At 61.9% G+C, this 18,277-nt stretch carries 17 protein-coding genes; 11 read left to right on the top strand and 6 right to left on the bottom strand.

What is annotated here, in order from left to right:
• Positions 1-244 precede the first annotated feature (244 nt).
• From ACM530_RS21370 to ACM530_RS21340, 7 genes are all read left to right on the top strand, one after another.
• The gene (locus ACM530_RS21370) at positions 245-1,507 is read left to right on the top strand and encodes an OprD family porin (RefSeq protein WP_242199303.1); all 1,263 of its coding nucleotides are present in this window, start codon (positions 245-247) and stop codon (positions 1,505-1,507) included.
• Positions 1,508-1,704: 197 nt separating this feature from the next.
• Complete coding sequence (locus tag ACM530_RS21365) at positions 1,705-2,529, top strand: NAD-dependent epimerase/dehydratase family protein (RefSeq protein WP_416363095.1); 825 nt, start codon at positions 1,705-1,707, stop codon at positions 2,527-2,529.
• A 26-nt stretch (positions 2,530-2,555) separates the two neighbouring features.
• Positions 2,556-3,431 (top strand): SMP-30/gluconolactonase/LRE family protein, encoded by an 876-nt coding sequence (locus ACM530_RS21360; RefSeq protein WP_262206071.1) that lies wholly within the window; start codon positions 2,556-2,558, stop codon positions 3,429-3,431.
• Between the two features lie 51 nt (positions 3,432-3,482).
• Complete coding sequence (locus ACM530_RS21355; RefSeq protein WP_242199301.1) at positions 3,483-4,445, top strand: TRAP transporter substrate-binding protein; 963 nt, start codon at positions 3,483-3,485, stop codon at positions 4,443-4,445.
• A 66-nt stretch (positions 4,446-4,511) separates the two neighbouring features.
• Positions 4,512-5,039 (top strand): TRAP transporter small permease, encoded by a 528-nt coding sequence (locus ACM530_RS21350; protein WP_145163746.1) that lies wholly within the window; start codon positions 4,512-4,514, stop codon positions 5,037-5,039.
• A 1-nt stretch (position 5,040) separates the two neighbouring features.
• Positions 5,041-6,321: a TRAP transporter large permease gene (locus tag ACM530_RS21345; RefSeq protein ID WP_416363094.1), complete on the top strand. Its 1,281-nt coding sequence runs from the start codon at positions 5,041-5,043 to the stop codon at positions 6,319-6,321.
• Positions 6,322-6,416: 95 nt separating this feature from the next.
• Positions 6,417-7,322 (top strand): aldose 1-epimerase, encoded by a 906-nt coding sequence (locus tag ACM530_RS21340; protein ID WP_416363093.1) that lies wholly within the window; start codon positions 6,417-6,419, stop codon positions 7,320-7,322.
• A gap of 65 nt (positions 7,323-7,387) precedes the next feature.
• Here the strand turns inward: ACM530_RS21340 and ACM530_RS21335 are convergent, their stop codons facing one another.
• From ACM530_RS21335 to ACM530_RS21315, 5 genes are all read right to left on the bottom strand, one after another.
• A complete protein-coding gene (locus tag ACM530_RS21335; protein WP_416363092.1) occupies positions 7,388-8,533 on the bottom strand; it encodes an HlyD family secretion protein in 1,146 nt (381 codons plus the stop codon).
• Entirely contained in the window at positions 8,530-10,176 is a 1,647-nt protein-coding gene (locus tag ACM530_RS21330; RefSeq protein ID WP_262206076.1) for an MFS transporter, read from the bottom strand. The genes ACM530_RS21335 and ACM530_RS21330 overlap by 4 nt, the downstream gene beginning before the upstream one ends.
• Before the next feature lie 314 nt (positions 10,177-10,490).
• Positions 10,491-11,297: a sulfite exporter TauE/SafE family protein gene (locus ACM530_RS21325; RefSeq protein ID WP_262206077.1), complete on the bottom strand. Its 807-nt coding sequence runs from the start codon at positions 11,295-11,297 to the stop codon at positions 10,491-10,493.
• Positions 11,298-12,542, bottom strand: coding sequence for an FAD-dependent oxidoreductase (locus tag ACM530_RS21320; protein WP_416363091.1), 1,245 nt, complete (start codon positions 12,540-12,542; stop codon positions 11,298-11,300).
• A gap of 50 nt (positions 12,543-12,592) precedes the next feature.
• A complete protein-coding gene (locus ACM530_RS21315) occupies positions 12,593-12,928 on the bottom strand; it encodes an ArsR/SmtB family transcription factor (RefSeq protein ID WP_145163734.1) in 336 nt (111 codons plus the stop codon).
• Positions 12,929-13,038: 110 nt separating this feature from the next.
• Between ACM530_RS21315 and ACM530_RS21310 the strand changes: the two genes are divergently transcribed.
• Positions 13,039-13,902: an MBL fold metallo-hydrolase gene (locus ACM530_RS21310; protein WP_416363090.1), complete on the top strand. Its 864-nt coding sequence runs from the start codon at positions 13,039-13,041 to the stop codon at positions 13,900-13,902.
• A 127-nt stretch (positions 13,903-14,029) separates the two neighbouring features.
• On the opposite strand, the gene bkdR is transcribed toward ACM530_RS21310, so the two are convergent.
• The gene (gene bkdR / locus ACM530_RS21305) at positions 14,030-14,518 is read right to left on the bottom strand and encodes a Bkd operon transcriptional regulator BkdR (protein ID WP_106578875.1); all 489 of its coding nucleotides are present in this window, start codon (positions 14,516-14,518) and stop codon (positions 14,030-14,032) included.
• 195 nt (positions 14,519-14,713) lie between these two features.
• Between bkdR and ACM530_RS21300 the strand changes: the two genes are divergently transcribed.
• The 3 genes from ACM530_RS21300 to ACM530_RS21290 are packed head-to-tail and all read left to right on the top strand — an operon-like array spanning position 14,714 to position 18,276.
• On the top strand, positions 14,714-15,949 hold the full coding sequence (locus tag ACM530_RS21300; protein WP_404483525.1) for a 3-methyl-2-oxobutanoate dehydrogenase (2-methylpropanoyl-transferring) subunit alpha: 1,236 nt from the start codon (positions 14,714-14,716) through the stop codon (positions 15,947-15,949).
• Positions 15,950-15,951: 2 nt separating this feature from the next.
• Positions 15,952-17,010: an alpha-ketoacid dehydrogenase subunit beta gene (locus tag ACM530_RS21295; RefSeq protein ID WP_416363089.1), complete on the top strand. Its 1,059-nt coding sequence runs from the start codon at positions 15,952-15,954 to the stop codon at positions 17,008-17,010.
• On the top strand, positions 17,011-18,276 hold the full coding sequence (locus tag ACM530_RS21290) for a dihydrolipoamide acetyltransferase family protein (RefSeq protein WP_416363088.1): 1,266 nt from the start codon (positions 17,011-17,013) through the stop codon (positions 18,274-18,276).
• Position 18,277: the final 1 nt, after the last annotated feature.

Genomic DNA, 18,277 nt, shown 5'->3' with positions numbered 1-18,277 from the left:
CAATCCCTGTGGGCGCTAGCTTGCCTGCGATGGCATCCACTCGGTGTACCTGACACACCGAGGCGTTTGCATCGAAGGCAAGCCAGCTCCCACATTGACCGTGCCCGCTTTTGATCGGCACACGCCACGTCATCGTACAACTTCCGCTTGACACCCCACAAAAACCTCGTAAATATCCCGCCCAATGTTGTACGACGACGTATAACAAATAATAAAAACAACAAAAGAAAAAGGGAGCTTCTCTGTGAGTCAATTCGCCCGCAATTCCTCCTCGCGTATCGGCCTTATCGGTCTCGGCAGCCTGGCGTTCACCCTGCCCCTCAGCGCACATGCCGATGGTTTTCTCGAAGACGCCAAAGCCTCGCTGAACCTGCGCAACGCCTACTTCAACCGCAACTTCACCAACCCCACTTACCCGCAAGCCAAGGCCGAGGAATGGACGCAAAACTTCATCCTCGATGCCAAATCCGGCTTCACCCAGGGCACCGTGGGCTTTGGGCTCGACGTGCTGGGCCTGTATTCGCAAAAGCTCGATGGCGGCAAAGGCACGGGGGGCACTCAGTTGCTGCCGATCCACAGCGACGGCCGGCCGGCTGACAATTTCGGCCGTCTGGGCGTGGCCCTGAAAACCAAACTGTCGAAGACCGAACTGAAAGTCGGCGAATGGATGCCGGTGCTGCCGATCCTGCGTTCGGACGACGGCCGCTCGCTGCCTCAGACCTTTCGCGGCGGTCAGGTCACGTCCAATGAAATTGCCGGCTTGACGCTCTACGGCGGGCAGTTTCGCGGTAACAGCCCCCGTAATGACGCGAGCATGGAAGACATGTTCATGAACGGTAAAGCCGCGTTCACCTCCGACCGTTTCAACTTTGGCGGCGGCGAGTACAGCTTCAACGACAAGCGCACCCAGGTGGGCGTCTGGTATGCCGAGCTGGCAGATATCTACCAGCAGCAGTATTTCAACCTGACCCACAGCCAGCCAGTAGGCAACTGGACCCTGGGCGCCAACCTCGGTTATTTCACCGGCAAGGAAGACGGCAGCGCCCTGGCCGGCGACCTCGACAACAAGACCGTGTCCGCCCTGCTCTCGGCGCGCTACAACGGCAACACGTTTTATGTCGGCCTGCAAAAGCTCACCGGTGACAGCCTGTGGATGCGGGTCAACGGCACCAGCGGCGGCACGCTCGCCAACGACAGTTACAACGCCAGCTACGATAACGCCAAGGAAAAATCCTGGCAGGTGCGCCACGACTTCAACTTTGTGGTGCTCGGCATTCCGGGGCTGACCATGATGAACCGCTATATCAGCGGCAGTAATGTGCACACCGGGGCGATCACCGACGGTAAGGAATGGGGACGCGAATCGGAACTGGCCTACACCGTGCAGAGCGGCGCGCTGAGGGACTTGAACGTGCGGTGGAGGAACTCGACCCTGCGTCGGGACTTCAGCAACAATGAATTTGATGAGAATCGGATTTTTATCAGCTATCCGATTTCGCTACTGTAAGGCGATGAATGTGGGAGCTGGCTTGCCTGCGATAGCGGTGTATCAGCAAAACATCTGTCAACTGACAGACTGCTATCGCAGGCAAGCCAGCTCCCACGTTTGATCGCACTCGTCAGCAAGGGCGTTGACAAGCCAGGGACGACCTAACGATACTTTCGGCAAGTCATACGACAACCTACAACAACAATGGAACCCTCATGACCACCTCTACCACCACGCCTGTTCCATTCAACCGCCTGTTGCTCACCGGTGCTGCCGGCGGCCTGGGTAAAGTCTTGCGCGAACGCCTGCGCCCTTACGCCCAAGTCCTGCGCCTGTCGGACATCGCCAACATGGCGCCGGCGGCCGATGCATCCGAAGAAGTGCAACCCTGCGACCTTGCCGATAAACAAGCCGTGCACCACTTGGTGGAAGGCGTCGACGCCATCCTGCACTTCGGGGGCGTTTCAGTGGAGCGCTCGTTCGAAGAAGTCCTCGGCGCCAATATCAGCGGCGTGTTCCACATCTACGAAGCCGCTCGCCGCCACGGTGTGAAGCGTGTGATTTTCGCCAGCTCCAACCACGTGATCGGCTTCTACAAGCAAGGCGAAACCCTCGACGCCCGCTCGCCTCGCCGCCCGGACAGTTACTACGGTTTGTCCAAGTCCTATGGCGAAGACATGGCGAGTTTCTACTTCGACCGCTACGGCATCGAGACCGTGAGCATCCGCATCGGCTCCTCGTTCCCCGAACCGCAAAACCGCCGGATGATGCACACCTGGCTGAGCTTCGATGACCTCACTCAGTTGCTCGAACGCGCGCTGTACACGCCGAACGTCGGTCACACGGTGATCTACGGTATGTCGGATAACCTCGATACCTGGTGGGACAACCGATACGCCGCACACTTGGGTTTCACCCCCAAGGACAGCTCCGAAGTGTTCCGCGCGCAAGTCGAAACCCAGCCACCAGTCGCCGCCGATGACCCGGCCAAGGTCTATCAGGGCGGCGCCTTCTGCGCGGCGGGGCCGTTCGGTGACTGACTGCACACCCAAGGGAATGAGTTGCCATGACTGCTGAACTGATTGTTGACGCCCGCAATGCCGTGGGCGAATGCCCGGTGTGGGTGCCTGAGGAAAACGCGCTGTACTGGGTGGACATCCCCAACGGCGGCCTGCAACGCTGGAGCGCTGCCAGCGGCCACAGTGCCGCCTGGAAAGCCCCGCAGATGCTCGCCTGCATTGCGCGCACCACGGCGGGCAACTGGGTCGCCGGGATGGAAACCGGGTTTTTCCAACTCACGCCACACAATGACGGCAGCCTGGACACCACCGCGCTGGCGAGTGTCGAGCACCCGCGCCCCGACATGCGCCTCAACGACGGCCGCTGTGACCGCCAGGGTCGCTTCTGGGCCGGCAGCATGGTGTTGAACATGGGCTTGAATGCGCCCCAGGGCACGCTCTACCGCTACGCCTGCGGTTCCGCGCCGCATGCCCAGCTGGACGGGTTTATCACCCTCAACGGCCTGGCATTCAGCCCGGACGGCCGCACGATGTATGCCTCGGACTCACACCCGCTGGTGCAGCAGATCTGGGCCTTCGATTACGACACCGAGACCGGCACGCCCTCCAATCGTCGCGTGTTTGTCGACATGCAGCAGTTTCTCGGTCGCCCCGACGGCGCGGCCGTCGACGCCGACGGCTGCTACTGGATCTGCGCCAACGACGCGGGGCTGATTCATCGCTTTACCCCCGACGGTCGCCTGGACCGTTCCCTCGCCGTGCCGGTGAAAAAACCCACCATGTGCGCCTTTGGCGGCAGCCGCCTGGACACCTTGTTTGTCACCTCGATCCGTGATGACCAGAGTGAACAGTCGCTGTCCGGCGGCGTATTCGCTCTCAACCCCGGCGTCCAGGGACTGCCCGAACCGCGCTTCACCCTCTAGCTGCATTGCTGTGCCTTGAATACAAAAATAACAACACAGGAGTGACATTCCATGGACTTCAAACGCACCTTGCTCGCCGCCACACTCGTTGCCCTCAGCAGCGCCGCCCACGCGCTGGAAATCAAGTTCGCCGACATCCATCCCGCCGGTTACCCCACCGTCGTCGCTGAAGAGAACATGGGCAAAGCCCTGACCCAGCAAAGCAACGGCGAACTGACCTTCAAGTACTTCCCAGGCGGTGTCCTGGGCTCTGAAAAAGAAGTCGTCGAACAGGCCCAGGTCGGCGCAATCCAGATGACCCGGGTCAGCCTCGGCATCGTCGGCCCGGTGGTGCCGGACGTGAACGTGTTCAACCTGCCGTTCGTGTTCCGCGACCAGGCGCACATGCGCAAGGTCATCGATGGCCCGATCGGCGACGAGATCCTCGCCAAGATCACCGACTCCGAATTCGGCCTGGTAGCCCTGGCCTGGATGGACGGCGGCACGCGCAATATCTACACCAAGAAACCGGTGCGTTCGATCGCAGACCTCAAGGGCATGAAGATTCGCGTGCAAGGCAACCCGCTGTTTATCGACGCCTTCAATGAAATGGGCGCCAACGGCATTGCCATGGACACCGGCGAGATCTTCAGCGCATTGCAGACCGGCGTGATTGACGGCGCGGAAAACAACCCGCCAACCCTGCTGGAGCACAACCACTTCCAGAACGCCAAGTTCTACACCCTCACCGAACACCTGATCCTGCCCGAACCCATCGTGATGTCGAAAATCACCTGGAACAAACTCACCCCCGCGCAACAGGACATGGTGAAAAACGCCGCCAAGGTTGCCCAGGCCGATGAGCGCGTGCTGTGGGACGCCAAGTCCGCCAGCAGCGAAACCAAGCTCAAGGCCGCCGGCGTCGAGTTCATCACTGTCGACAAAAAGCCCTTCTATGAGGCCACCGCGCCCGTTCGCGCGAAGTACGGCGCAGCTTACGCCGACATCATCGAGCGCATCGACGCCGTCGAGTAAGCCCCCTCCTCCTCTTAGCTAGGCCCGGCGCGGTCCGCACTGACGTGCCCGGTTACGGTGAACGCCATGAAGAATCGACTGCTGCGCTTCAACGACCGCCTCTACATGACCTGCATCTGGGTCGCCGGCCTCTCGGTATTGGGCGTCGCGCTGATCATCCCCTGGGGCATTTTCGCCCGCTACATTCTCGGCACAGGCGCAAGCTGGCCAGAGCCCAGCGCCATCCTGCTGATGCTGGTGTTTACCTTTATCGGCGCCGCCGCCAGCTACCGCGCCGGGGCGCATATGTCGGTGGCCATGATCACCGACCGCCTGCCGCCGCGCCAACGCCAACTCGTCGGCATCGTCTCGCAACTGTTGATGGCGACCATCTGCCTGTTCATGACGATTTGGGGCAGCAAGTTGTGCCTGTCCACCTGGAACCAGTTCATGAGCGCCATCCCTACCCTGCGCGTGGGCATCACCTATATGCCGATCCCGATTGGCGGCTTGCTGACCCTGGTGTTCGTGCTGGAAAAACTCCTGCTCGGCGACCAGAGCCACCGGCGCGTGGTGCGCTTTGACCTGGTTGAAGAAAGCGAAGGGGCTGCCTGACATGGACGCATTGATTCTGTTGGGCAGCTTTATCGCGTTGATCCTGATCGGCATGCCGGTCGCTTACGCCCTGGGGCTGTCGGCGCTGATCGGCGCGTGGTGGATCGACATTCCGTTCCAGGCCTTGATGATTCAGGTGGCAGGCGGAGTGAACAAGTTTTCGCTGATGGCGATTCCGTTCTTCGTGCTCGCCGGGGCGATCATGGCCGAAGGCGGCATGTCGCGCCGGCTGGTGGCGTTTGCCAGCGTGCTGGTGGGCTTTGTGCGCGGCGGCCTGTCGTTGGTCAACATCATGGCCTCGACGTTTTTCGGCGCCATTTCCGGCTCGTCAGTGGCAGACACCGCCTCGGTCGGCTCGGTGCTGATTCCGGAAATGGAACGGCGCGGCTACCCCAGGGAGTTCGCCACGGCGGTGACCATCAGCGGCTCGGTGCAGGCGCTGCTGACCCCGCCCAGCCACAATTCGGTGCTCTATTCCCTGGCGGCCGGCGGCACGGTGTCGATCGCTTCGCTGTTCATGGCCGGCGTGGTCCCGGGCCTGCTGATGAGCGCGTGCCTGATGGTGCTGTGCCTGATCTTCGCGAAGAAACGCGACTACCCCAAAGGTGAAGTCATCCCGCTCAAGCAGGCGTTGAAAATCTGCGCCGACGCGCTGTGGGGCATGATGGCGATGGTGATCATTCTTGGCGGCATCCTCTCGGGCATTTTCACCGCCACCGAGTCCGCCGCGATTGCCGTGCTGTGGGCGTTTTTCGTGACCATGTTCATTTACCGCGACTACAAATGGCGCGAGCTGCCCAAGCTGATGCACCGCACGGTGCGCACCATTTCCATCGTGATGATCCTGATCGCCTTCGCCGCCAGCTTCGGCTACATCATGACCCTGATGCAGATCCCGGCGAAGATCACCACGATGTTCCTGACCCTGTCGGACAACCGCTACGTGATCCTGATGTGCATCAACATGATGCTGTTGTTGCTCGGCACTGTGATGGACATGGCGCCGCTGATCCTCATCCTCACGCCCATCCTGCTGCCGGTGATTCTCGGCATCGGCGTCGACCCGGTGCACTTCGGCATGATCATGCTGGTGAACCTGGGCATCGGCCTGATTACCCCGCCAGTGGGCGCGGTGCTGTTTGTCGGCGCGGCGGTGGGCAAGGTCAGTATCGAGAAAACCGTGAAGGCCCTGCTGCCGTTTTATGGCGTGCTGTTTCTGGTGCTGATGGCCGTCACCTACATCCCGGCGCTGTCGCTATGGCTGCCGGGCCTGGTGCTGTAACCCTTTCTCCGAGGCCGAGGTTCAACTGTGGGCGCAGGCTTGCCAGCGTCCACAAATCACCTCTGTGTTGGTTCATTCATGCGGCGAGACACCCCATGCCCTCAGACTTGATCGAGCTCAGCGACCCACTCACCCACCTCACCCTGGCCCCGGCCCTGGGTGGCAGCATCGTCAATTGGACGGTGCGCGCCACCGGGCAGCCGTTGTTGCGACACAGTGACGAATACGCGGTAAATACCGGTTTACCCGGCAAGTTGGGGTGCTACCCGTTGGCGCCCTGGTCCAACCGGATCGCCCAAGGCGGTTTCGATAACCCCGACGGCTGGCTGGCACTCACAGCCAACAGCCTGACCGATCCGTTGCCGATTCATGGTTCGGCCTGGCAACAGGCGTGGCACGTGGTCAGTCAGGCGGCGGATGAAGTGGTGCTGGCGCTGCGGTGCGACACACCATTCGCTTATCGCGCCGAACAGCGCTTTGCCTTGCGCGACGGTGAGCTGAGCATTGGGTTGCGCGTAACGCATCTGGCCGAACAGGCGGCGTGGCATGGCTTGGGCTTGCACCCTTACTTGCCGCGTACGCCGGGCACGCGGTTGCAGGCCAAGGCTGGGCAGGTATGGCTGAGTGATGCCTCAAAGCTGCCCACAGGATTGGCGCCGGTGCCGCAGGCCTGGGATTTCAGCGCATTGAACACCCTGCCCGAAGGCCTGGTGGACAATGGGTTCTGCCAGTGGGACGGGCATTGCCGGATCGAGCAGCCGGCCTTGGGCTATACCCTGGAATGCCGGGCGACCGGGGCGGATTACTTCCTGCTGTATTGCCCGCCGGGGTTGGCATTCTTTTGCATTGAGCCGGTGAGCCATCCGGTGAATGCGCATCACCTGCCCGGCAGGCCGGGGCTGAGGTTATTGGAGCAAGGCCAGTCGACCCAACTCGATTTCACCCTCACATACAGTGCCCATGGGGACGCGGGCTTGCTCGCGAAAGTGCTAGGTCGGTAACCACGCGATTTTCTGGCACTGCGCTTTTGCGAGCGCGCCCGCGTCCACGCGGTGATTGCGCGGTGTCAGGGCGGGGTGTTTTTCAGGCGCCCCGCCGTGTCGATACTCACCACCACCGATAACCCCGGCCGCAGGCGCTCGCTCTCGGCCTGACCCGGGTCAACGGTGATCCGCACCGGCACGCGCTGGGCGATCTTCACAAAGTTGCCGGTGGCGTTGTCCGCCTGCAACAGGCTGAATTCCGAGCCGGTCGCCGGGGAAATGTGCTGCACCGTGCCATGAAACTTGCGGTGGTTCAGCGCATCCACCGTGAAGGTTACCGGCTGGCCCACCTGCACATTGTCCATCTGGGTTTCTTTCATGTTGGCGATCACCCACAGCTGGGGCGGCACCAATGCCATCAACTGCGCACCGGAGTTGACGAAGGCGCCCAGGCGTACGCCGATCTGCCCGAGCTGGCCGTCACGCGGCGCGAGGATGCGGGTGTTGGACAGGTCGATGCGCGCCAGCTCCACTGCGGCGTCGGCGCTGGTCACGGCGGCCTCCAGTGAACCGCGATTGACGATCACGGTTTGCAGGTCCTGCCGGGCGATTTCCAGGCTGGCCTGGGCCTGGGCCACGGCGGCGATGGTCTGGGCATTGGCGGCGCGCGTCACGTCCAGTTCACGCTTGGACACCGAGCCATCGCTGATCAGCTCTTCGTTACGGCGCAAGTCAGCGGTACTTTTACGCGCCTGGGCCTGGCTGTCGACCAGCGCGGCCTGGCGCAGCTTGATGGTGGCTTCGGCGCTGTTGCGTTGCTGCACCACGTTGGCCAACGAGGCTTTCTGCACCGCCAGTTGCGCCAGCGCCTGGTCGAGGCGCTGCTTGTAAATGCGATCATCCAGGCGCACCAGCAGGTCGCCGGCCTTGACGAACTGGAAGTCCTGCACCGGCACTTCATACACATAGCCGCTCAGTTGCGGGCCGATAATCGTCACCTGGCCGCGCACCAGTGCGTTTTCAGTGCTCTCTACGGCGCTGCTGAAAGGCGGCAATTGCCAGGCATACAGCACGATCAGCACGCCGACGATGGCAATCGCGGCAAAGCCCAACGATGAGATGATGCGCACCCGCAGTGAGCGTGGCTCAGTTGCGGTTGCTCCCGGTGGAGCGGTGCCTTCCGGGGTGGAGGCGATGGCGTTGGTGGTGGTCGTGGTTGTTTCGGTCATGAAGTAACGCCGCTGGGTTGAACGGGAGGGGCTGCTGCCTTGGTGGTGCTCATCAGCCACAGACTGCGGATGAAGATCCAGAGCATGGTGAGAATCGCGATGATCGCAATCAACATGAACACATCGTTGTAGGCCATCACATTCGCTTCACGCGTGGCCGCCGTGGCCAGGCTGCGAATGCCCATCAGGTTGCGCAATTGCGGGTCGGCGATGACACCGCCATACGCCGAACCGCCGCTCTGCACCCGCGCAGCCACACGCGGGTCCAGTAAGGTCAGGTGTTCGACGATCATGCTGGAGTGATACTTCTCGCGCACGATCTGGAAAGTGCCCAGCAACGCTGCGCCTATCAGGCCGCCAAGGTTCTGGCAGATGCCGAACATCACCGAAAAACTCACCAGGTTGCGCGGGTTGGTCAGCACGTTGCGCGTGCCCAGCACCATGGTCGGCCCCAGAAAAAAGGTGCCGCCAAAGCCTAGCAGGAACTGGCTGATATACAGGTTCTGTGGACGGGTCAGGTTGCTTGAGAAGCTGTCCATCACCGAGCCGATGGCCATCAGCGCCAGGGAGATGATCAAGGGCATCAACAGGTGCGCCGGGTTGATCGTCAGCGCACTGACCACCAGCCCGGCAATCGCCCCGGCCAGCATCACCACGTACAGCGTGTGCATCTGCTGGTAGCTCATGTTCAACATTTGCATGAAGCCCACGGCGCCAGTGGATTGCTCCGACAACACCATGCGAATCAATACCACGGCCAGGGCCAGGCGAATCATCACCCCACTGCCCAGCCAACGGGTCATCAGCAACGGGTTGGTGCGGTTATGCTCGATGGCCAGGCCGGCCATGATCAGCACCAGGGAACAGGCCGAGGCCACGCCGATCCACGGGGCTTCCAGCCACCAGTCGATACGCCCCAGCGACAGCACCGCGCACAGCAGCGCCACGCCGGTGGCGAGGATGCCGAAGGTGAGGAAGTCGAGTTTTTCAAAGGTCTTGAAGCGATCACCGGGCGGCAGTTTGAGCAGGAAGACGCAACCCAGGCAGATCAGCGCCATGCCCAATTCGAACAGGTACAGCCCGCGCCACTCGGCAATTTGCAGCAGGTCTTCAGAGAACAACCGCGCCAGCGGCAGTGCCAGCTGTGCGGTGCCCAGGCCGAGCACCAGGGCTTTCATGCGCCACTTGGCCGGGAACGCCTGGATCATGTAGTACAAACCCAGCGAACTCAGCGCCGCGCCCACCATACCGTGGGCCGCCCGCACCGCGATGGCGGAGCTGAGGTCGTTGACGAACAAGTGGCCAAAGGTGACCAGCGCATACAGCACCAGAAACACCTCGGTGAACGCGCGCAGGCCGAACTGCTGGCGAAACTTCACCAGCAGCAGGTTCATGCACACGTTAGTCATCACATAGGCGGCGGGCAGCCAGGCCATCTCCGCCGTGGTCGCGCCCAAGGCGCCTTGCAGGTATTGCAGGTTGGCGATCACCAGCGCGTTGCCCAGCCCACCAGTGATTGCCACCAGCACGCCGACCATCGCGAACAACCAGCGCTTGGGCGTGGAGTGCAGCGGCGTCGACGGCGAGCCGGGCAGGCTCGGTCGCTCGTGGGGCTGCCAGGTGTGGGGGGTGTATTTGTCCATTCGGTGGCCTTGATAAGCCGACGTGCAAGGTCGGTGAATCCATTACTCAGGGAGTAGTAAACCTGAGAGACGTGCATCTTGCCATGTCAGGGCAGCAATTGAACGCTTGAACGGGCACGCTCAAAACGGTGGGAAGCAGGCTTGTCGTGGCGAGCGGGCTTGCCCCGCGTAGGGGCGCGAAGCGGCCCTTGATGCTGACGACGCGATTTTTTTGAGAACTGGGGTGACTTTCTGGGGCTGCTGCGCAGCCCAACGCGGGGCGAGCCCGCTCGCCACGCAGGATTGTGGCGTCTCTGGACAGTTTCAACTTCAGGTCAGAGCGCGGCCTTGAGCAGCATGCCGGCGGCCACTACCACACACAGGCTGGCAAAGCCGACTTGCAGGGTGCGCGCCTTGATCACCGAACACAGGCGCCGCCCAATCAGCATGCCCACGATGCTCGCGCCGATAAACACCCAGCCCACAGGCTCGATGCTCACCCCAGCATGAAACGCACCCGCGACGCCGATCAGCGAGATCAGGCTGATCACCATCAACGAGGTGGCGACGATGCCGCGCATTTGCACATCGGTGAGCTGCTTGAACGCCGGCACGATCAGAAAGCCGCCACCCACGCCAAGCAAACCCGACACGGCACCGGTCACCGCACCCAGCGCGGCCAACGTGGCGCTGCACTTGGCCGTCCAGGCCAAGCGCCCGGTCTGCTGATCAAGCATGCAGTTCTTCTGGCCCCACGATGCGGCGCCATGATCGCTGGGCCCGGCCTCGACCTTTTCGCGCTGCAACATGCGCCAGGCGACCAGCACCATCAATGCGCTGAACAGCCCCATCAGCACGGGCTCCGGCAGTTGATGGGCGAAAAATACACCCAAGGGCGAAAACACTGCGCCGAGCAACGCGATCAATAAGGCCGCGCGGTAACGCACCAGACCATGGCGCAAGCCGTCGATTGCGCCGACCGCCGCCGCCGCGCCCACCGCGAGCAATGACACCGGCGCCGCCTGGGTCATCGTCAAGCCCAACCCCAGCACCAGCGCCGGCACCCCAAGGATGCCGCCGCCCGCGCCCGTGAGGCCCATGACCAGGCCCATCAACAGGCCTAAAACACTTGCCAGCAGCATTCAGTCCACCTTGCTCAGACGGGTCAGCCACTCGCGGCCCTTGAGCATGCCGTTCCAGTAGAACCACGGCAGCAGCGTGGCCTTGAGAAACCACATCGAACGGCGTGCCTGGGTCGGGTCCAGTGGGAAGGTCGGCAGCAGTTTGCCGCCGTAGCCGAACTCGGCCAGCACCACCTTGCCCTTCTCCACCGTCAGCGGGCAGGAGCCGTAGCCGTCGTATTTCAGCGGCAGCGGCGCCTGTTTGCGCAGGGCCAGCAGGTTTTCAGCGACCACCACGATCTGCTTGCGCACAGCGGCGGCGGTCTTGGCATTGGTGGTGCCGCACACATCGCCCAGGCCAAAGACGTGTGGGTAACGCAGGTGTTGCAGGCTGTGGGGGTTCACTTCACACCAGCCGCCGGCGTCGGCCAGCGGGCTTTGGCGGATAAAGTCCGGGGAGACTTGCGGCGGGACCACGTGCAGCAGGTCGAAGGATTTCTCTTCAACCGTGACCGTGCCCGCCGCGTCTTTTACCTCAAACCAGGCCTTGCGTGCCGGACCATCGACCTTGACCAGGTTGGAATTGAACGCCAGGCGTGCCTGGTATTTTTCGACGTACTTCATCAACGGCGGCACAAAGGTCGCGACGCCAAACAGCGCGGCGCCCGCGAGATCGAATTCGACGTCGATGTTTTTCAGGTGGCCTTGTTTAAGCCAGTGATCGCAGGACAGGTACATCGCCTTTTGCGGCGCCCCTGCGCATTTGATCGGCATGGCCGGCTGGGTAAAGATCGCCTTGCCGCCCTTGAGCTGTTGCACCAGCTGCCAGGTGTAGGCGGCGTGCTCGTAGCTGTAATTGGAGGTCACGCCGTTTTGGCCCAAGGTGTCTTGCAGGCCTTCGACCTTTTCCCAGGCCAGGCGCAGGCCGGGGCATACGATCAGGTTGTTCCAGGTGACGCGCTGGCCGCTGCCGAGCACCAGGGTCTGCGCCTCGGGCAGCAGTTCGGTGACCGCGGCCTGCACCCAGGTGACGCCATTGGGCAGTACATCGGCGAGTGGGCGCCGGGTCTTTTTGACGTCGTAGGCGCCGCCGCCCACCAGGGTCCAGGCCGGCTGGTAGCAGTGAAATTCGCTCGGTTCGATCAGGGTGATGTTCAGGTGCGGGTCACGTTTGAGCAGGCTGGCCAGCAGGCCGATGCCCGCCGAACCGCCGCCGATGACTACGATATCGCCACTGATGGTAGGGCCACAGTGTTGGTCATTCATGGTCAATCGCCTTTCTTTTACATGCACACAAGGGTCGCTGCCGGATGGCGTCACGCCCAGCTTTTCATGACCGCGCCGCAGTACAGCCCGGACAGGGTTTTCATCACTTGAATCACTTCATGGCTGGCCAGCCCGTAGAAAATGTATTTGCCGTCCCGACGGGTGGCGACCAACCCTTCGTCACGCAGGATGCCCAACTGTTGAGACAGCGTGGGCTGGCGCACGCCGGTCAGCGCTTCCAGTTCACCCACGTTGCGCTCGCCCTGGGTCAACTGGCACAGGATCAACAAACGGTCCTCGTTGGCCAACGCCTTGAGCAAGGAGCAGGCCTTGGACGCCGATGCGCGCAACTGGGCGACTTCGCCCTCACTCAGAGTAGATTCCATTTGCTTCGGGTCCTTTACGTCACTTAAGCTCAAAACATTATGTGTAAACGTAAACTGATTGTAACGACTTTTTTCTTCACTGTTTTTCTTCCTCAACAGGGACAGCCGCCATGCCAGCGTTGATTCACGCTTTTCTGGACGAGGCATCGTCGACCTTCACCTACGTCATCCATGAAACGGACGGCGGCCCGTGTGCCATCGTCGACTCGGTGCTCAATTACGACCCGGCGTCCGGGCGCACCGACACGACCCAGGCCGACAAAGTCATCGCGTTTGTGCGTGAGCACGGCCTGCAGGTGCAATGGTTGCTGGAAACCCATGCGCATGCCGATCACTTGTCTGCCGCGCCGTACCTGCGCCGTACGCTGGGCGGCAAGATCGCCATTGGTCAGTCGATCAGCAAGGTCCAGGATGTGTTCAAGAACTTGTTCAACCTGGAACCGGAATTTCGCGTCGATGGCTCGCAGTTCGACCATTTGTTTGCGCCGGATGAGGTCTTTCATATCGGCAACCTGAAAGCGCAGGCGCTGCATGTGCCCGGGCATACCCCGGCGGACATGGCCTACTTGATCGACGACCGCTTGATTCTGGTGGGTGACACGCTGTTCATGCCCGATGTGGGCACGGCGCGCTGCGATTTCCCGGGTGGCGATGCGCGGCAGTTGTATGGGTCGATGCGTAAGTTGCTGGCGTTTCCTTTGGAAACCGAACTGTACGTGTGTCATGACTACCCGCCTGAAGGCCGCGAGGCCAAGTGCCTGACGACCGTGGCCGAGCAGCGGTCGGGGAATATTCATGTGCATGACGGGGTGGATGAGGCGACGTTTGTTGCGATGCGCACGAAACGTGATGCCGGGCTGGGGATGCCGACGCTGTTGTTGCCGGCGATTCAGGTGAATGTGAGGGCGGGGCATATGCCGCCTGCCGAGGGGAATGGGGTGACTTACCTGAAGATTCCGCTTAACCAGCTGTAAGGACGCCGAACCCCCTGTGGGAGCTGGCTTGCCTGCGATAGCGGTATTGCTGACACCCATTTGTCAGCTGACCCACCGCTATCGCAGGCAAGCCAGCTCCCACATTTTTACAGCGGCGCGGCTGAGGTTATGTGCCCAGGCTGATGCCGTTGGCCGGCAGGGGCAACGCGGTCTTGTAGCGCACTTGCTTGAGCGCAAAGCTGGAGCGAATGTTGGCGACGCCGGGCACTTTGGTCAGAAAGTCCATCATGAAGCGCTCCAGCGACTGGATCGTCGGCACCAGCACGCGGATCAGGTAGTCCGGGTCGCCGGCCATCAGGTAACACTCCATCACTTCCGGGCGGTCCGAGATCGCGCCTTCGAACTGCTGCAACGCCAGCTCGTTCTGCTTTTCCAGGCTCACATGAATAAACACGTTGACGTGCAGACCGAGCAAATCGGCATCGAGCAGCGTGACCTGGTCACGAATCAACCCCAGCTCCTCCATCGCCTTCACCCGGTTGAAACACGGTGTGGGTGACAGGTTGACCGAGCGGGCGAGGTCGGCGTTCGTGATGCGCGCGTTCTCCTGCAGGGCGTTGAGAATGCCGATATCGGTACGGTCCAGTTTGCGCATGAGACAAAATCACCTGTTTATTATGTTTATGCAGTTTTTTTATCCGCAAATGATCACGAGCGCAACGAAACAGAGATAAATATTCTTCTACGCCACGCCTATGATTGTTGTAGGACAAGATTTCTCCTACCCGGAGACAGACTGTCAGCTAGCGCGCCCACTACAAGAAATTCACAAGATAGAGCGTAGAAAGCCATGACCCAGCAGTACGAACCACTGCGTCTGCACGTACCCGAACCCTCGGGCCGCCCAGGCTGCAAGACCGACTTTACCTACCTGCGTCTGACCGACGCCGGCCTGGTGCGCAAACCCGCCATCGACGTAGAACCCGCCGACACCGCCGACCTGGCCAAGGGCCTGATTCGCGTACTCGACGACCAGGGCCAGGCCCTTGGCCCGTGGGCCGAAGGCATTCCCGTCGAGATCCTGCGCAGAGGCATGCGCGCCATGCTCAAGACGCGGATCTTCGACAACCGCATGGTGGTCGCCCAGCGCCAGAAAAAAATGTCGTTCTACATGCAAAGCCTTGGCGAAGAAGCCATCGGCAGCGCTCAGGCCCTGGCCTTGAACATCGACGACATGTGCTTCCCCACCTATCGCCAGCAAAGCATCCTGATGGCGCGCGAAGTGCCGCTGGTGGACCTGATCTGCCAACTGCTGTCCAACGAGCGCGACCCGCTCAAGGGCCGTCAGTTGCCCATCATGTATTCGGTCAAGGACGCTGGCTTCTTTACTATTTCCGGCAACCTCGCCACCCAATTCGTACAAGGTGTGGGCTGGGGCATGGCCTCGGCGATCAAGGGCGACACCAAAATTGCCTCGGCCTGGATCGGCGACGGCGCCACCGCCGAATCCGACTTCCACACCGCCCTCACCTTCGCCCACGTCTACCGTGCGCCAGTGATTCTTAACGTGGTCAACAACCAGTGGGCCATCTCCACCTTCCAGGCCATCGCCGGCGGTGAAGCCACCACCTTCGCCGGACGCGGCGTCGGTTGCGGTATCGCCTCGCTGCGCGTGGACGGCAACGACTTTATCGCGGTGTACGCCGCCTCCGCCTGGGCGGCCGAGCGTGCGCGCCGCAACCTGGGGCCAACGCTGATCGAGTGGGTTACCTACCGCGCCGGCCCGCACTCGACTTCCGATGATCCGTCCAAATACCGTCCCGCCGACGACTGGAGCCACTTCCCGCTGGGCGACCCGATTGCCCGCCTCAAACAGCACTTGATCAAGATTGGCCAGTGGTCCGAAGAGGAACACGCGGCGGTCAGTGCCGAACTTGAGGCCGAAGTGGTCAAGGCGCAAAAAGAAGCCGAACAGTACGGCACCCTGGCCGGTGGCCAGATTCCAAGCGCCGCGACCATGTTCGAAGACGTTTATAAAGAGATGCCGGAGCACTTGAAGCGCCAGCGTCAAGAGTTGGGGATCTGACCATGAACGATCACAACAACAGTATCGAAGTGGAAACCGCCATGACCACCACCACCATGACCATGATCCAGGCCTTGCGCTCGGCCATGGATGTGATGCTTGAGCGTGACGATAACGTGGTGGTGTTCGGCCAGGACGTCGGTTACTTCGGCGGTGTGTTCCGTTGCACCGAAGGCTTGCAGAACAAGTACGGCAGCTCGCGGGTATTCGACGCGCCGATCTCCGAAAGCGGCATCGTCGGCGTCGCGGTGGGCATGGGGGCCTACGGGCTGCGCCCGGTGGCAGAAATCCAGTTCGCCGACTACGTCTACCCCGCGACCGACCAGATCATCTCCGAGGCTGCACGCCTGCGTTATCGCTCGGCCGGCCAGTTCACTGCGCCGCTGACCATGCGCATGCCCTGCGGCGGCGGCATCTACGGCGGCCAGACCCACAGCCAGAGTATCGAAGCGGTGTTCACCCAGGTCTGCGGCCTGCGCACGGTGATGCCGTCCAACCCGTATGACGCCAAAGGCCTGCTGATTGCCTCAATCGAAAACGACGACCCGGTGATCTTCCTTGAGCCCAAACGCCTGTACAACGGCCCGTTCGACGGCCACCACGACCGTCCGGTAACGCCGTGGTCGAAACACCCGCAAGCGCAAGTCCCGGAGGGTTACTACACCGTGCCACTGGACGTGGCCGCCATCGTGCGTCCAGGCTCGGCCGTCACCGTGCTGACCTACGGCACCACCGTGTATGTGTCGCAAGTGGCCGCCGAAGAAACCGGCATCGACGCCGAGGTTATCGACCTGCGCAGCCTGTGGCCGCTGGATTTGGAAACCATCGTCAAGTCGGTGAAAAAGACCGGCCGTTGCGTGGTGGTGCACGAAGCCACCCGCACCTGCGGTTTTGGTGCCGAGCTGGTGTCGCTGGTGCAAGAGCATTGCTTCCATCACCTGGAAGCGCCGATCGAACGCGTCACCGGCTGGGACACCCCCTACCCGCACGCGCAGGAGTGGGCGTATTTCCCAGGGCCGTCCCGCGTGGGCGCGGCGTTGAAACGGGTCATGGAGGTCTGAATGGGCACGCACGTTATCAAGATGCCGGACATTGGCGAAGGCATCGCAGAAGTTGAACTGTCGGTATGGCACGTAAAAGTCGGCGACCTGGTGGTTGAAGACCAGGTGCTGGCGGATGTGATGACCGATAAGGCGATGGTGGACATTCCCTCGCCGGTGCACGGCAAAGTGATTTCCCTCGGCGGCGAGCCGGGTGAAGTCATGGCCGTGGGCAGTATCTTGATCAGCATTGAAGTGGAAGGCGCGGGTAACGCCAAGGATGTACCGGCGGTGGCTGCACCGGCAAACGCTGCACCTGCGCCTGCGCCGGTTGCTGACGCCAAACCCGCGCCAGCGCCAAGCAAGCCTGCGCCCGTGGTTGCGGCTCAGGCACACGTGGCCCGGGAAGCTGACGAACGCCCACTGGCCTCCCCTGCCGTGCGCAAACATGCCCTGGATGCTGGCATCCAGCTACGCCTGGTGCAGGGCTCTGGTCCGGCGGGCCGGATTCTGCACGAAGATTTGGAGGCTTTCTTGCTCCAGCGTCCGGCGCAAAATAAAGCCGTTGCCAACCCCTACGCCGAACGCACCGACGAAGAACAAATCCCGGTGATCGGCATGCGTCGCAAGATTGCCCAGCGCATGCAAGACGCCACCCGGCGCGCCGCGCATTTCAGCTATGTGGAAGAAATCGACGTCACCGCCCTCGACGAGCTGCGCGTGCACCTCAACGAGAAGCACGGTGCCACGCGTGGCAAGCTGACCCTGTTGCCGTTTATCGTGCGCGCCATGGTCGTGGCGTTGCGCGACTTTCCGCAGATCAACGCGCGGTATGACGACGAAGCCCAAGTCATCACCCGCCTTGGCGCGGTGCATGTGGGCGTCGCCACCCAGAGCGACGTCGGCCTGATGGTGCCAGTGGTGCGTCACGCCGAAGCGCGCAGCCTGTGGGGCAATGCCGAGGAAATCGCGCGTTTGGCCACCGCCGCACGCAATGGCAAGGCCAGTCGTGACGAGCTGTCGGGTTCGACGATCACCCTGACCAGCCTGGGCGCGCTGGGCGGGATCGTCAGCACGCCGGTGCTGAACCTGCCGGAAGTGGCCATCGTCGGCGTCAACCGCATCGTCGAGCGGCCGATGGTGATCAAGGGCCAGATCGTGATTCGCAAGATGATGAACCTCTCCAGCTCCTTTGATCACCGCGTGGTCGACGGCATGGACGCGGCGCAATTCATCCAGGCCATTCGCAGCCTGCTCGAACAACCCGCCAGCCTGTTTTTGGAGTAAG

The organism is Pseudomonas sp. NFX183 (assembly GCF_047943075.1).
Lineage (GTDB): Bacteria > Pseudomonadota > Gammaproteobacteria > Pseudomonadales > Pseudomonadaceae > Aquipseudomonas.
Note: the sequence above shows the minus strand (reverse complement) of the source record. Positions and strands in the feature narration are given on the sequence as shown.